Source organism: Arthrobacter sp. 05T444 (assembly GCF_056395905.1).
In genome coordinates, this window is sequence record NZ_JBFTKK010000003.1 from 79,200 (window position 1) to 94,544 (window position 15,345).

Annotated in this window: 11 protein-coding genes; 9 read left to right on the plus strand and 2 right to left on the minus strand. The window is 59.3% G+C overall.

All coding sequences use genetic code 11. The annotated features are described in order from the left end of the window. The first annotated feature begins 216 nt into the window (after nucleotides 1–216). Both AC1DD3_RS04555 and AC1DD3_RS04560 read left to right on the plus strand, forming a co-directional pair. Nucleotides 217–831, plus strand: a complete 615-nt coding sequence (locus tag AC1DD3_RS04555; protein WP_476881067.1) for a DUF433 domain-containing protein — start codon at nucleotides 217–219, stop codon at nucleotides 829–831. Next, the gene (locus AC1DD3_RS04560; RefSeq protein ID WP_476881068.1) at nucleotides 828–1,274 is read left to right on the plus strand and encodes a PIN-like domain-containing protein; all 447 of its coding nucleotides are present in this window, start codon (nucleotides 828–830) and stop codon (nucleotides 1,272–1,274) included. Before AC1DD3_RS04555 ends, AC1DD3_RS04560 begins: the two co-directional genes overlap by 4 nt. A 499-nt stretch (nucleotides 1,275–1,773) precedes the next feature. Here the strand turns inward: AC1DD3_RS04560 and AC1DD3_RS04565 are convergent, their stop codons facing one another. Further along, entirely contained in the window at nucleotides 1,774–2,103 is a 330-nt protein-coding gene (locus AC1DD3_RS04565; protein WP_476881069.1) for a hypothetical protein, read from the minus strand. Between the two features lie 71 nt (nucleotides 2,104–2,174). On the opposite strand from AC1DD3_RS04565, the gene mobF reads away from it, so the two are divergent. The 7 genes from mobF to AC1DD3_RS04600 all read left to right on the plus strand — a co-directional run bounded on the left by mobF (nucleotide 2,175) and on the right by AC1DD3_RS04600 (nucleotide 13,831). Beyond that, on the plus strand, nucleotides 2,175–5,555 hold the full coding sequence (gene mobF / locus AC1DD3_RS04570; RefSeq protein WP_476881070.1) for a MobF family relaxase: 3,381 nt from the start codon (nucleotides 2,175–2,177) through the stop codon (nucleotides 5,553–5,555). A gap of 540 nt (nucleotides 5,556–6,095) precedes the next feature. After that, entirely contained in the window at nucleotides 6,096–6,284 is a 189-nt protein-coding gene (locus AC1DD3_RS04575; protein ID WP_476881071.1) for a hypothetical protein, read from the plus strand. 420 nt (nucleotides 6,285–6,704) lie between these two features. Then, nucleotides 6,705–7,646 carry a toll/interleukin-1 receptor domain-containing protein gene (locus tag AC1DD3_RS04580; RefSeq protein WP_476881072.1) on the plus strand — a complete coding sequence of 314 codons (942 nt, stop codon included), beginning with the start codon at nucleotides 6,705–6,707 and terminating at the stop codon, nucleotides 7,644–7,646. Between the two features lie 501 nt (nucleotides 7,647–8,147). Next, the gene (locus AC1DD3_RS04585; RefSeq protein ID WP_476881073.1) at nucleotides 8,148–11,486 is read left to right on the plus strand and encodes a type ISP restriction/modification enzyme; all 3,339 of its coding nucleotides are present in this window, start codon (nucleotides 8,148–8,150) and stop codon (nucleotides 11,484–11,486) included. Nucleotides 11,487–11,531: 45 nt separating this feature from the next. Continuing rightward, nucleotides 11,532–12,641, plus strand: coding sequence for a DUF3644 domain-containing protein (locus tag AC1DD3_RS04590; RefSeq protein WP_476881074.1), 1,110 nt, complete (start codon nucleotides 11,532–11,534; stop codon nucleotides 12,639–12,641). Continuing rightward, nucleotides 12,638–13,345, plus strand: a complete 708-nt coding sequence (locus AC1DD3_RS04595) for a hypothetical protein (RefSeq protein WP_476881075.1) — start codon at nucleotides 12,638–12,640, stop codon at nucleotides 13,343–13,345. The genes AC1DD3_RS04590 and AC1DD3_RS04595 overlap by 4 nt, the downstream gene beginning before the upstream one ends. A gap of 96 nt (nucleotides 13,346–13,441) precedes the next feature. Continuing rightward, entirely contained in the window at nucleotides 13,442–13,831 is a 390-nt protein-coding gene (locus AC1DD3_RS04600) for a hypothetical protein (RefSeq protein WP_476881076.1), read from the plus strand. A 536-nt stretch (nucleotides 13,832–14,367) separates the two neighbouring features. Here the strand turns inward: AC1DD3_RS04600 and AC1DD3_RS04605 are convergent. Next, nucleotides 14,368–14,853 carry a hypothetical protein gene (locus AC1DD3_RS04605; protein WP_476881077.1) on the minus strand — a complete coding sequence of 162 codons (486 nt, stop codon included), beginning with the start codon at nucleotides 14,851–14,853 and terminating at the stop codon, nucleotides 14,368–14,370. Nucleotides 14,854–15,345 lie beyond the last annotated feature (492 nt).

The window sequence follows — 15,345 nt, forward strand, 5'->3', positions numbered from 1 at the left end:
GTTGGTATGAACGACGCAGAACGTAGGGCTTATCGGACACCAGATTGCCCGGAGTGCGGAAGCCGTGGAGCTGTCTCCTGGATTGACGAGCGAAGTTCTGCATCGACGACAGCTCAGTGGCTGCCCGCCCGACCGAGATGCACGAATCGGCGATGCCCGCTCTCAGATGCACGGGAAGCCGCTTCTGGCCAATGGCAGCTCGGCGAAAACTGAGTCATGACCTTTCCACTCGAACTGACCTCAGTCCTCTCCGGTGCCACTGCCCATCAGCTTCGCCTTTGGCGCGGACGGGGCATCCTTGTGCCAGAAGTGAGCCGCGACAATCCCGCGCTCTACTCGTATCGCGACGTCGTAGCGCTGCGCACAATTGCTTTCCTCCGGGCTCGGACGTCCATGCAAAATATCGGTAAAGCCTTCGATTCAATGCGGCTGATGCAGTTCACGGAACACCCGGCAACCTACAAATTTGGGCTCTCCGGGACGTCAATCGTTTTCCAAACCCCCGAGGGCGTCACAATGGACCTCTCCAAAAACGTAGGCCAAATGCTGCTCTTCACACTCGAGGAGATTTTTGAACCATATACGAATCTCAACAACGAAACGGTGGTGAATTTCCGGCGGCCCAAGCCACACCTTGAGGTCGACCGCGGGCGGCTCGGAGGGTGGCCAACTATCGGCAGTTCACGAATCGCCTACGACACCATCGCGTCCCTCGTGGACGGCGAAACAGTCGGGCCCGAGGACGTGGCCTACTACTACCCCAACGTCAGCGCGGCTGCCGCCCAAGACGCGATAGAATTCTCCGGAATGGTCAAGGCGGCAGCGGCATGAAGTTTTTCGTAGACGAAAACACTTCTCCACGGATCGTGACGACCCTGGGGCATATATTCATGACCCATGAATTCGTAACGCCAGAAGCATTGGACCTGACGGGGGCAAGCGACGTCGAAGTCTTCGAGCGTCTTGGCCACTACAGTTTTGACGCCATCATCACGAAAGACAAAAACCAGCTCGATAACCCCCACGAACTCCAGAGCCTCTATGAGAACGGGATCCATTGGCTTGGGTACAAAGACATCAAGGGCCTAGGTGGCGTGCCCCTGATGGCAACCGTCACGGCAACACTCTCCGGCGGGCTCGTACCCGTACTGAAACACTGGTCGGATAGGCCCCGCTGCTACAAACTCATGCACGGCGGACGCGAGCCCGGCCAAAGATTTAAAGCTTTCGACGTCGACACCCAGCACTGGCGGACCAGAGGAATCAAGCTCTGACGGAGAACATAAGCCTCGCCAGCAGGTTGACGACGTCATCAACCTGCTGGCGGTAGTCACGTGGCCCATTATCCGCCGGACGCTACTGACCAGGCCGATCCGCGGGGAACTTCGTCCTCTGGTCATTGGAACCAGACCCCGATCAAGCATTTCCACTTCCTTGGCTCGGATCAAGTGCCGATCGAAGCCACGCGTGCATGGCTCGCCTCCTAGGACCCTCTGCGTCCGCCGCCGAACGCCGATCGTAGCCCCGCGGCTAAGCTGTCCCCACTCCAACCACAGACCTTCACACCTCTGGCATCCAAGGCATTCGCCGTGAGCGCGGACTCACGGCAAGTCATGTCGTAACCAGAGCCATCCAAGATGAACCAACGTGAGCGGGAAGAATTGCGTTGACTGTGGCGAGAGCTTCGCGCCTTCGCGCTCGTCTCAGCGCTTCTGCTCCACGCGCTGCGCCAACAGACAACGCGATCGACGACGGCGGCAACGCGCCTCAGCGTTACGCCCGAAGCCCGCCACGACCGTTCAACTCCTGGACACCGATGCCGAGCGAGGCCCGGCGGGCACTCACTCTAAATCGCGGGTCAGGCTGACTGCCGCTCTCGCGGTCAGCAGGCAAGGCCAAGAATCCCTCCGCAACCAACTCCGGGCTCAAGCCGTAGACATCGACCGACTCGAAGCTGAGAGCACCGAGCAGCGTGACGTAATCAGCAACCTCCGTGCCGACCTGGCACGACTCCAATCCATCCAGCAGGCCGACGCCCACGACCTGGTCCACCTCGCCGGTAGGCTGCTGACTCTGACTCAGGCCACCGGCGTCGAGCTCCACGGAAGCACCAAGGCGCTCTTCCGCCGCCGAGGCTGGACGGCCACCAAACGGAACCCAGAAACCCAAAGCCAATGACCATGTCCATCGCCCGGCTTTCGGCCCAGTCGGGTCTGAAGTACCTGTTCAAGACCACGATGATGGATGACCTAACAATCACACCCGCGGATGCCACCACGTACTACATGAAAGCCGGAACACCGCAGGGGCGCTGGCTCGGGTCCGGCTTGCGAGGCATCAACCGGACCGCCGGAGACGTCGTCACGGAATCGGACGCCAAAGCAATCTTCGATCACGCCACCCACCCGGACTCCGGCGAAACTCTGGGCCGCCCCCACGGCCAACCCACCATCGTGCAAAACAGCCAGGGCCGCACAGAGACGCGGCACGCCGTCGTCGGCTTTGACCTGACTTTCAGCGTCCCCAAATCCGTCTCCGTCCTCTGGGCGCTGAGCCCCCGCACACTCCAAGACCAAATCCTCGAGACCCACCACCAGGCGGTCAACGCCACCCTCGAGTGGCTCGAAACTTACGTCATCCACACGAGGGCCGGCCGCAACGGTGTCGCCCACCTCGGCACGCGCGGCGCTATCGCTGCTGCCTTCGACCACTGGGAGTCGCGAGCCGGGGATCCGCAGCTCCATACGCACATGGTCATAGCCAACCGCATCCAGCGCATCACTGACGGCGCATGGGTCACGCTCGACTCACGGACTTTGTACAAGGCTGCGGTAGCTGCAAGCGAGCACTACAACGGGCTCCTCTTCGACGCCCTCCACCGTAACCTCGGCACCCATACCGATGTCCGAGTGCCGGCCGCGAACACCCACAACCCCAGCCAGCAACTAACCGGCGTCGACGATGCCCTGATCCGCGAATTCTCCAACCGCTCGCGTCTGATCGATCTCGAAACAGATCGGCTGGTGGCCGAATGGACCACCAGTCACGGCACTCCCCCAACCGCGACAACCACCATCAAGCTCCGCCAGCAGGCAACACTTTCCACCCGGACCGCCAAGCCGGAAACAGCCATCCCTCTGCGCCAGCTCTCCGCCCAGTGGTGCGCACGGGCGACGGCCAAGGGCTTCGAATCCCGAGAAGTGCTCGCCAACACCATTCGACGCTCCCACAGAACTCCGTTCCGCCCCGGTGACTTCACCCCGAACTGGGTGGACGCCGTGGGCTCCCTGACCCGCGAGCGCGTCGCCACGAAGCGCGCCACCTGGAACCGGTGGAACCTGCTGGCGGAAGCCGAACGTGTCTTCGCCGAAATCCGCTGCCAAACTCCTGCGGACCGTCACACCATGATCGATGCCATCGCCACGGCTGCCGAAGCCCAGTCCGTCCCACTGAATGAGTACCGGTACACGCTCCCTGCGGACGCCCAAGCCAATCTCCGCTTCGCAGACCACAGCATCTTCGACTTCCATGGCGCCCGCCTCTACACGGACGCTGCCACCCTCGCCAATGAGGACGTCGTGTTGGGAGCAAGGAACGACGACGGCGGCCCGGCGGTGAGCGCCGTCGTCGCCATGGAGTCACTCTCCAGCTACAAACACCGTGGTCGGCTCGAGCTGCACTCCGATCAACGGGCGGCGGCAGCCAACGTCCTGCTCAGCGGCAACCGGCTCGACGCCGTTGTCGGTCCTGCCGGAACCGGCAAGACGACCACCCTGGGCGCAGTCAAGGCAGCCTGGGAAGCCGTCTTTGGCGTCGGCACCGTGGTTGGATTGGCGCCGGCGGCGGCGAGCGCCGAGGTCCTTGGGCGGGAGCTTGCACTGACCACGGAGAATGTAACCAAGTGGCTGTACGAATCTATCGGTCAGGGCGCCGGCAACCGGGCTGCACAGTTCTTCGACACCGAGCGGCGGCTCGCCAATCTGGTGACCGTCGGGGGCCCGCAGGCGACTCGCCTCGCCCAGAGAGCCACCCGGCTTGCCGCGGAACAGGACAGGTGGCGGTTCCACCCCAACCAGCTGGTCGTCGTCGACGAGGCCTCCATGGTGTCCACCCTGCAACTGTCTGCACTGGTACAGCAGGCACGGGATGCCGGGGCCAAAGTGCTCCTGGTGGGAGACCCGGGGCAATTGGACGCGATCGACGCCGGCGGTGTCCTAGGCTGGCTGGACCGGCAAGGCAAGACGGTGCGGCTGAGCACGATTTGGCGGTTCAAAGAGGCTTGGGAGCAAGACGCCTCACTGAAGCTGCGCGCCGGGGACTTCGATGCCATTGCTGACTACGACAGCCATGGGCGCATTCAACACGGGGTGCACCTCGACATGGTCGACCGAGCGTATCTAAGTTGGCAGGCCGACATCCACGCCGGCAGGTCGTCCATTCTCATCGCAGCGGACAATGACACGGTGGGCATGCTCAACCAGCGCGCCCAGGCCGATCGCGTGGTCCAGGGTGCCGTGGATGCGGAAGACTCGGTATCACTCAGCGACGGACTTCATGCTGGCGCTGGCGACACTGTCATTGCCCGCCAGAATGACCGGACCGTAACCGATAGCAGCGGTGACTTCATCCGGAACGGAACCATGCTCGACGTCGTCCGTACAGGCAGCCGCGACGGCTCGCTGACCGCGGTTCGCCGAGACACCGGCGCAACGATTAGCTTGAGCCGTGACTACGTTGAGGCTTCAGTTGAGCTGGGATATGCGACGACGGCCCACCGCTCGCAGGGCATCACCGTGGACACGGGCCACACCGTCGTGACCCAAGGTCGACTCACGCGGGAGCTGTTGTACGTGAGCATGACCCGGGGACGGGGAGGGAACCACGCGTACGTTAGCGAGAATGATCCCTTGGATGACGAGCCTATGGATCCCGCTATGCAGGCGTCGTGGCGGCAGATCCTGGGCGAGGTCCTTGCCGCCGAAGGCGCCGAACGGACGGCTCACGAAGTCCGTGATGCCGAGCAGTCGAAGGCTGACAGCTTGGAGCGTCTCAGTGCTGAGTACGATTACCTCGCACAACTGGCAGCGGCTGAGGATCTGTGGGAGTTCCTTGAGGCGCACTCGCCGGGCACGGTCTCCGAGCTTCAGCAATCGCCCTCGTGGGGCGCAGCTGTAGCTGCGTGGCGCACATCAGTTGGAGTCAGCCGGCCGAGCGCGCAACGCGTTGTTGTCACCATGGCCGCGATCATGGGCGACGCCGAATGGAAACGGAACCTCCTGGAGGCCTTGGGACCGTTCGTCACTCCCGAGGAGGCAACTGGCTTGCTTCGCCGAATTGCCATCTATAGGGACCGCTGGGGCATTGAGGATTCGCCCCTCCCTATGGGGCCAGCACCTGAGGATTACCAGTGGGAACAAAGGGAGCAGCGTGCAAATATCGATCGACTCGTTGAGCACGCAGGCGTCGCCTCCCCCAGCCCCGTGGACTCTCCGCGGTGTACTGATGACCCGAAGATGTGGGAAGACCGCCTTATCAATGTCGGCTGGCAACTCTAAACTGGTCGGGAAGGTAATCCATGGATGCGAACCCAGTCCTGAAGCCGAAGCTTGCAACGCCTGCTTTGATCCTGAGCAGCGTGGCAATCGTTGCGTGCGTCGTCTACCTCGCCGGGACCGTGGCCGCCAACGGGCCGGCCAACTTGTTCTTGCTACTGACCGGGGCCATGGCACTCCTCGCGGCAGCAGCCGCCGGGGCGGTCTGGTCGGCCCGAGCACGTAGGCGGCGTTCATGGATGGCTGACGCTAAGGAAAAGTGGCATCACTTTGATGACATGAAGCGAAGCAGTGGCACCACGGCGGAGGTTACGGTTCTGAGCGTTGACGCACTTGAACCCACGGGCTCTTGGATCACCATCAAGTGGAACCGCTTCGACCACGTTCAGCGCGCATGGATCGAAGCTCTGCCGGAGCCAATCTGGCCTGGATCGGTACTGCTTATCTCCCCGGATCCGGCACAAGTCAGGCCTGGCGCACCATGGCCGACAACTTATTACTTACGGGCTTCAGATTCTCTGGCCTGGGCACCTGGCCTACCCGGTGACCGGAGCGGAAAACATCACCCTCGTCCCGGGCTCTGACCAGATCTTCACGCTCACTTACCACTACCCGGGCGACCCGATCTTCCCGGGCGACCCGGTCCAGCCGGTGTCCATCCGGTACCACCTGGACTTCAACAGCGCCGGGACCGTCACCGAATCCACGGCCACGGCGGTCGGCACCTTCTAACAGCCGGAGAGAAGAACCGGTCACAGGAGGCGGGAAGAGGTGCCTACTTCAAGGTCATCGACAGGAAGCCACTGGTTCCGTACACCAATGGACCCAAGAGGGACGGGGAGGAGAAAGCACGCCGCGTGAAGACCCCTTCGTATGGTGAATCGATGGCCCGCGAACTGAGCTACTAACCGTCTATAGACCGCGATACCCCGTGCCACTCGCAGGTACGGGTTTCGTGGTGGATAGCCGCAATTCTCCTATGCAATCGATCATCGCGGGCGGACGCGCTGCGTCAGCGCCTGTAGCTGTGCCAGCAGACGCCAATGTCAGCGCTCGTGTGTGATTGCTCATCGACCGAATGGTGGACGCCCACAGACGCCGCCAGATAACCAGGGCGCGTTGATTGTCGGCCCCTCCAAGTAGCCTGTGAATATGACACCCGCGCCAAGAGCATTCATCAGCCACGCCACAGAAGATAAAGACCGATTCGTTATTCCCTTCGCCACCAAACTACGGCAGAAAGGCGTCGAAGCCTGGGTTGACCAATGGGAAATCAAAGCTGGTGAATCGCTGGTCGACCGTATTTTCGAAGACGGCATCAAGGACGCCGCGGTCTTTATCGTTGTGCTCTCGAAGGTCAGCATTGCCAAACCGTGGGTCCGTGATGAACTTGATGCTGGCGTTCTCAAGCGGATTGCGGGCAAAGCCAAGGTGATTCCCATCATCCTCGACGAAGTCGAGGTGCCCGTCTCGCTCCAGCACACACTGTATCTGTCCGTTCCCATGGATGGGCTGGAAAGGGTGCTGGAGAAAACCGTACATTCCATTTTCGAGATTGATACTCGGCCGCCATTGGGTACGCCACCCGCTTACGCCTCTAATAACTCCCTGCCGAGGCTCCTGCCAGACCCCGTGGACAATGTTGTATTCAACGCGATAATCGATCTGATCCTGGACGAATCAGCAGGTACGATCAGCAAGGGTTCCCTCTCGGAGCTGTTGGCCCCCATGGGGATATCAACCGATGCCGTGGAAGAGAGCGTCGAGATACTCGCCTCCAAGGGGGAGATACGTATCCAAAAACTATTGAGTGGAAGCTGGTTTATGAAGGACGTCCCAGCCGACTCGCTACTCCGTGGGCTGGAGGCCAGGGGAACCGATATCGCCGGGCTAAAACTCCGTCTACTTGCTTCAGTTGTCAACGACCCGGCCAAGTCATATAGAACCTTTGAAGGTCAGCCTAGAGCCGTGACTGACGCTCTGCTTGCCTCCCTGGAGAAGCGCGGACTTATCTCGTGCATCCGCGTCCTGAGCGGCGAAATATTGATTGGCCAGGTCACGGCCGAGGCCACTCGACTGGTTCGGCGAGGTTAGCCCGGATCTCCCTAACGCTCCTTCTCCGGTTTGGGTCCTATTGTCACCGCATGGGAACGACTGCTATGGAGAGACGCTGCCCCTTTTGCACTGCTCCACTTTCAGAGCGGCAGACCGGATCCTGCGGCGAACGGGAGTGTCTCCTGGCAGCCAAACGGGCTCGTGCCCTCGCACGTCGGGAGGGAGACGCTGGCAGGCGACCTCTTCGCACGCGGAGCGACGACGGACGGACGATGGAGTTTCCGCCTGAACTTGAATATCTTGATCAAGACCCAGGCGTTACGACGGAACAGATGTTGCATGCCCGAACGAACCCCGCACTCAGGCGAAGAATCGTTGAGAAGAGAACAACCCGACGAACAAGGTTACTGGCGCGGCTCAGGGCCATCAGGTGATTTCGAGGGAGACAGACTGCCGCTATCCCTCCGTAACCACGGAACACTCAGCGGGACGTGCGTGTCTCGATTAGTAACTGTCTGAGGTAGAGGGTTGAATACCAGCATGGGGATAAACGAAGCGGTAGCATCCGCTGTTTCAGACTTCGGCAAAGCAGCCAAGTCAAAGCTCACGGCCGTATCCATGAGCGGCCAACCAGAAGACCAGCTCAGAGGCCCAATCGAGCAACTCTGGGCGAGCCTGTGCTCTGCAACAGGCAAGAACGTCGACAAATTGACTCTGGTGGGCGAAACGTCGTTGGCGGATCTTGCGGTCCGACCGGATTACGCCGTCGAATACAACGGATTACTTCTCGGCTTCATCGAAGTCAAGGCTCCGGGCAAGGGAGCTGATCCGCGACAATTCGGGGATGCTCATGACCGAGCACAATGGAAGAAGCTCCAGGCTCTGCCCAACTTGATCTACTTCGATGGCCAGGAGATGTCCCTCTGGCAAAACGGTAGTCTCCAGGGCTCGATTGCCAAGTTCGGTGGCGAAATAGTAAAGGTGGGCGCCGCTCTCACGCCCCCCGACAATCTCCTTCAGATATGGGAATCGTTCTTCTCATGGGAACCTATTGCGCCCAGGACACCCCAAGCTCTTGCGAAGATGTCAGCCCAGCTGTGTCGATTGCTGCGTGATGAGGCAGCTGAACAGTTGAAGGTCGGAAATGAGGAACTTACCGGCCTAATGAACGATTGGAAAGGTCTTCTCTTTCCGGAGGCGTCTGCCGAACAATTTGCCGACTGGTACGCGCAATCCGTCACATTTGGCCTCCTTCTCGCTCGTGCTCGCGGAATTGACCTTAGTCAGGGCGTCGCTGGGGCAGCTCGCGACCTGTCTGCGAGTACGAAGACACTCATTGGCTCAGCTCTACGAGCCCTTGTGGACACGTCGGCTTCGCAAGACGCCCTGCAAACCTCTGTCGCCACCATGGGACGCGTGCTGGCAGTCGTCGATTGGGCCAAAATCTCAAAGAACGACCCTGACGCCTGGCTCTACTTCTACGAGGGTTTCCTTCAGACTTACGATACAAAGCTTCGGAAAAAGACCGGCTCTTACTACACTCCAGTGGAGGTAGTTCGAGCAATGGCGGGGTTCGTCGATGAGGCTTTGGTTTCTCACCTCGGGCTCACAGAGGGCCTCGCCGATAAGACAGTCACCATCATCGACCCCGCCATGGGCACGGGAACATTCCTGCTTGAGATTATTAGGCGAATTTCTGAGTCAGTCTCTTCGGACCAGGGACCTGGCGCTGTCGGGCCGGCACTTGAGGAATCGCTTAAGCGGCTCATTGGCTTCGAATTACAGCTAGGACCATTCGCCGTTGCGCAGCTGCGTCTCCTCGCAGAGCTCCAGGAGTATGGTCTTTCCGCAACCGACCCCGGGCTCTTGCGGACATATGTAACGAACACCTTAGAAGACCCGTTCGTCGAAGAAAAATCTCTCGGCAGCTGGTACCAGCCGATAACGGAAGCCCGGCGTGCGGCAAATAAGGCCAAGGCAGAGGAGGAAATCCTAGTCGTCATAGGCAATCCTCCGTACAAGGACAAGTCCCGGGGGAAGGGCGCTTGGATTGAGAAGGGCTCAGATACCTACGACAGAGCCCCCCTAGAGGACTTCTTTCCACCCACGGAATGGGGCGTCAGCGCACACAGCAAGCACCTATACAACCTCTATGTATACTTCTGGCGTTGGGCAATGTGGAAGGTTTTCGATCACCATAAGCTCGCTGACAAGGGCGTGATCTGCTTCATTACCGTTGCAGGCATGTTGCACGGCCAGGGTTTCCAAGCGATGCGACGGAGCATCCGTGAAAAGGCCGATGACGTGTGGGTCATCAACTGCTCGCCTGAGGGCTTCACACCGCCGGTCAATACTCGTGTGTTCGAAGCCATGAAGCACGAAGTGTGTATAGTGCTGGCAGTCAAGAATGGCCGCACGAGCAGCGACGAACCTGCAACTGTTCGTTACCGTGAACTTTCCTCTGGTCACCGCCGAGGCAAGTTCGCGGAGCTTGAGAGTGTTCGGTTGGCTGACGATAACTGGGCAGAGTGCGATTCTGCATGGCGTGCACCTTTCTTGCCCCAAAGCGGTGATGCGTGGCTGTCCTATCCCAGCCTCACCGATTTGTTCAGATACAACGGTTCCGGCACGATGCCAGGGCGAACATGGGTGGTCGACCCTGACGCGGACTTCCTGAAGAAGCGCTGGGAAGTTCTGCTGGCGGAAAGCAACCTGATTGCCAAGAAGGCACTAATGCAGGAGCACAGCCGAGACCGACGCTTGGACACGGTATTGAAGGACAACCTGCCCGGCTTCAAGGCGACAAGTCGAACGCTGAACGACGAAGACGGAGAGTGCCCGAATCCTATTCAGATTGCGTTCCGTTCCCTCGATCGTCAGTGGATAATCCCCGACAAGCGAGTGATCAATCAGCCTAATCCCACGCTCTGGGCGGCGAGGTCAGAAAAGCAAATGTGGCTGACTGCACCCGCTAGCGAAAGCCCGTTTGGTGGAGCTGCGCTGACAGCGGCCGCTCTCATCCCTGACCTTCACCACTACGGGGGACGTGGTGGCCGAGTCTTCCCTTTGTGGCTCGATAGCACGGGAACCGTCTCGAATCTGGTTCCTGGCCTTGCAGCACTCCTGGCCAGGAAGCTCGACATAGCTGTCACGGACGAAGACATCTTTGCTTACGTAACTGGAGTCAGTTCACACTCTGGATATACAAAAACATTTGCGAAGGATCTCGAAAGCCCTGGCCTCAGAATTCCGCTAACGTCGTCCGCTGATCTCTTTCAGCAGCTGGCAGCTGTTGGCAGGAAGATTCTTTGGCTTTACTCCTATGGCACTAGGTTCGTCGATCCTTCGGATGCGCGTCCCGCTGGCGCTCCCCGCTTGGCAGCCGATCTCCGCCCAGCGGTCCCGGCTGGTAAGTCCATCCCGAACAATCCGGAGCAGATGCCGGAATCGATTGCTTTCGATGCCAAGGCCGGCGAGTTGATCATTGGCGCAGGCCGTATCTCAAACGTCACTCCTGAGATGTGGAGCTATACGATTTCTGGAAACCAGGTCGTAAAGCAATGGTTCAGTTCGCGCCAGAAAAACAGGGAACGAGTAGTCATTGGGGATCGCCAGGTTTCCCCTCTACTCAAAGTTCACAGCGACCGATGGACCGCCGAGTACACAACTGAACTCCTGGACCTACTGAATGTCGTCGGAATTCTTGTTGACCTTGAAACTGAACAAGCAGGTCTTCTGAAGCAGGTACTCGATGCACCGACAGTCAATGTCGACGAGTTAGCCACCGGTGGGGTCCTGCCCGTGCCGCCCACGGAACGGGACCCTAAGAAGGTTCTAGCTGCCGTCGATGCGGCTACCGGGCGACTGTTTTCAATTTAGACAACCTCTGACCGCCCGCCTCCACTCTGAGAGGGATGGGTTGGCTTGAGTGCTGAATCAACGAGGGGAAAAATGGCGCCGCTGACTCGCTGGCGACGGATGCTTGATGCGTCCAGAGAAGAAGCCGTCCTGGCTGTAAAGCTGTTCAACGACCCAACCGGCGAGCGAAGCCTCGAAGCATTTGTGGTCCATATGCACCTCGCGTGGCTCTATCTCTTACAGGCCGAATGGACAAAGGCGGGGATGGACTATCGCGTTCCAAATCCGGCACGCAAGGGCTGGTTCAAGAAGATCGACGGGGAGCACCAGACACCCTCACTTGAATGGTTCGTAAAAGAAAAGTGGAACGACGGGTCAGCCGTTCGTGCAAACCTCGAGTTTTTCGTCCGATTGAGGAACAAAATCGAGCACAGGCACAGCGGCAGCAATGACGCCCTGTCCACCGTAATAAGCGGTCAATGCCACGCTTTGCTCCTCAATTACGAGGAAGGAATCGTGAGTGTAGGTGGTCAGCGTGACTCGCTCGCAACAGTCCTAAGGTTCCCTGTATTCGTAGGAGGATTCACGGATCACGGTAAAGACTCCATCGTGAAGCTAACCAACTCCCTTCCCGCTGACCTTCGAACTTTTCTGGCCGACTACGACAAATCACTCAACAACGCTGTATCAAGAGATCCCGGCTACTGCCTGCGGCTGAGTGTCGTCCTGGAGAAGGGAAACAGGAAGGGAGATCTGTCCATGCAATATCTCAAGATGGATGATATGGATGAAGAAGCCCGCAAGGTTCTTGAGGATGCTGCCGCCAAGGGAGTCATGATCACGCATACGAAGCAGGTTCAAATCGCCAATCTTGGGCTGTTGAAGGCGGGGACCATGAAGGACAACGTTGCGGCGGCGTTGCCTTATGTTTTCAATATGAGCCACTTCACTGCGGCTTACAAGATAGGCAAATTCCGTCCCCCCAACGGCGCTCCGAATCCACACGAAACTCGGGAGGATTTTGCTATCTACGACGAAGCACACAATGACTATACGTACACTCCTGCGTACCAGAAGTACTTGATAAAGAAATGCGCGACCGTCAGCGGTTTCAAAACGACGACAGGGAGAGAAGCCGTACTCAAGGCTGATGCGCCATCTGGGGTGACCCCGTGACCGATGTCGCCTCGCAGGTCCCCGAAGAGAGAGAGTGGGCAGAACGGTTCAAGACGTTGGCCCTTGCCGGGCTTCAAATGGTTCCGCTGGGTGGAGGTGCCATAGCTCAGGTCGTTGGCGATTCATTGGCGCATAAAAGCCGGAAGCGTGACCTCGAATTCTTCGGCATGCTCGCCTCACGGCTCGACGCCCTTAGGCTTGCGGTCGAGGGGTGGTCAGCTGCGGATGCCTTCGACGACGACCAGTTCGCGGCACACGCACACCGTCTGCTCCGCGCTGCTCAGGAAACCGCAAGCGACGAAAAGCGTCAGATGCTAGCTGCCGCACTGGCCTCCGCAGGATCATGGTCGCCCCTATCCGAGCGCGAGGTTGAGCGCTTCGTCGACATGGCAGCCCGGTATACGCCCTTGCACGCAATGATGGTCAAGTACTTCGAAAGTCCGATTGCATGGTTGTCCGAGCATTCGGCGACGTGGACTGGCTCTGGTTATCTTGCCGGAGTCATCGGCACCGTGCTCCAACAGCATGTCTTCCCGGGAGACGATGTCTACCCCGCCGAAGTTGGCCGAGTCTGCAACGAGCTCAAGAATGATGGGCTCATCAACTTCACGGGATTCAACGTGATTGTGACCGGCCAGTCGATGACAGCACCACAGATCACGCCCCTGGGTCTCAAGTTCCTTGCGTTCCTCGGGGCTACTTGATCGGAAGTTGTCCTTGGGACTGCTGAGCGAAGTCTCTTACGGTCATCTCGTCGATCCGCCAGGAACGACGAAAGGACAACCGAAGGACTGATCCAAATGACCGCTCGTAGGACCCCCGCCAACCGCAAGCCGGCCGCTCCCCGCACGACTGCTCCCGTCAAGCTGTCCGGGGAAATGGTCGAGGCGCCGTCTGAGGCACTAGCCAACGAAGCTGCCGCCGCTGAGTCGATCGCCCAGGATGATGAGGCACCCGCTGACGAAGTCGCCGAGGCCATCGCCGAACTCGAAGCCGAAGCCGAAGCGAACGGCACGCGCAAGGCACCGGCAAAGAAGGCCTCCTCCAAGGCCGCTGCACCCGCCAAGGCTCCCCTCCGCACGACCCACACCGACTGCACCCACGCCAAGTCGGGTGCTGAAGGCAAAAAAGCACGCGCCGCATGCCGCCGTGAACGTGCAGCCGAAGCCGCAAAGAAGGCCAAGGCATGATCCCCTAACCAACCCACGACCCCCGGCAACGGGGGTTAGTGGCGGACGTGGGAGAAAGGGAGCGATGACCGTATCGCACCGACGCGCTGCGACCCATCTATGTCCGAGGCGTCCGTTGTGCGCTCCCTGACGATCCAACGACTGTCGCTGTGTGTGAACGTGTCACTTCGCTAGTCCACTCGATTACACGCCCGCTCACGCTCGATTGCATTGATGTGCCGCCGAATCGCCGTGCCTGTCCCGTGCGACTGCCGCGCTCTGACGTCGCCCGTCATCGCGTCGATGCGTGATGATGCGTGCGACGCCTGCCGCCGTCTGACGTGATGCCCTGCGGGTCTGCTGGCGGGTCCTGGGCGTCGGGCGGTGACCATGGGTCGACATCCCTCCCCCGGGACGCTCTTTTTCCTCCCGGCGCGTTCGGGTGGGCAGATTGTGCACAGGTTTGGCAAATGCGAATTATTCGCATTAACTGTCAGAATTTGCCCTTTTCGAGGTCTACGGGGGACGCGGACATGGGTCGGAACGGGTGGACCAGCTTACTTGTTGCGGACCTCGGAAACGCCCAGATCTTGCCGGCACAACTCCTGCAGTCTCTGCAGTTTCGCCATGAAAACCTTGCCGTGCTCGTCCATTGACCGGGCACGTTCTGGATCCTCATCGTCATAGCGCACTGAGTCCTTGGCAAATTCAAGAAGAGCGTGTGAAGCCGCCCGTGCGGCTTCGAGTATGTCGTCACCGGCGACCAACATTATTCGCGAAAGGGGAAGCCTCGAATCATCGACGGCCTGCGCGTAGCCAGCCACGTCTTGCGGCTGAATGAGGGGCACTTTGTCGAAGGCAGTCCTGGCAGCGTCAACGAAGCCCGAATACGATTCCAACTTCTCGTTTCTTAGCCAACGATCGTGCTCCTCCACGCGATCAGCCCTTTGCTTCCGTATCCCAAACATGTTGTTGATGATGGCGGCGCCGGTCGCACCACCGACCAGTGAGAGCAACGGCACGAGCCAGATCTGTAGGTCCATAGAGGCACAGTAGCTTTCATTCCCGCTACAAACCCGTACCCGTATATATATAACGGGTACACGGGTTCGAAACCCGTTTTGATACGGGTTCAGCGGGTTACACGGGTTCGCTCTGACGCCTTGAAAACACGCGGAACAAACCCGCTGAATTCGTCCAGCGGGTTCAACCCGTTTTGAGGACGAAAAACAAACCCGCTGCGCCTTTTTACACGGGTTCATAAGAACGTCCTATTAGGCTGAACATCATGAACCGACAATATCTAGTGGAACAAAACTGCCCCGAGTGTGGCATCCGGACCAGAGTTTCGTGGACACACATCTCTCAGAAGAATGCATCAGGGATAACCACCTTGGACATGTGGAGGGGCCTATGCGTCCCCGACAACCACGAGCTACCCGAGCACCTTCGTCCCAGCAACCTGCGATAACTGACTCGTGAACACATCGTGATCACAATTTGCTGTGATCACTGCGAACCTGGCGTGATGACTA

Bases quoted from the DNA above. Each gene is read 5' to 3' on its own strand.
- AC1DD3_RS04555 (WP_476881067.1), top strand. From the start codon at position 217: ATGACCTTTCCACTCGAACTGACCTCAGTCCTCTCCGGTGCCACTGCC.
- AC1DD3_RS04560 (WP_476881068.1), top strand. From the start codon at position 828: ATGAAGTTTTTCGTAGACGAAAACACTTCTCCACGGATCGTGACGACC.
- mobF (WP_476881070.1), top strand. From the start codon at position 2,175: ATGACCATGTCCATCGCCCGGCTTTCGGCCCAGTCGGGTCTGAAGTAC.
- AC1DD3_RS04580 (WP_476881072.1), top strand. From the start codon at position 6,705: ATGACACCCGCGCCAAGAGCATTCATCAGCCACGCCACAGAAGATAAA.
- AC1DD3_RS04585 (WP_476881073.1), top strand. From the start codon at position 8,148: ATGGGGATAAACGAAGCGGTAGCATCCGCTGTTTCAGACTTCGGCAAA.
- AC1DD3_RS04600 (WP_476881076.1), top strand. From the start codon at position 13,442: ATGACCGCTCGTAGGACCCCCGCCAACCGCAAGCCGGCCGCTCCCCGC.
- AC1DD3_RS04605 (WP_476881077.1), bottom strand. From the start codon at position 14,853: ATGGACCTACAGATCTGGCTCGTGCCGTTGCTCTCACTGGTCGGTGGT.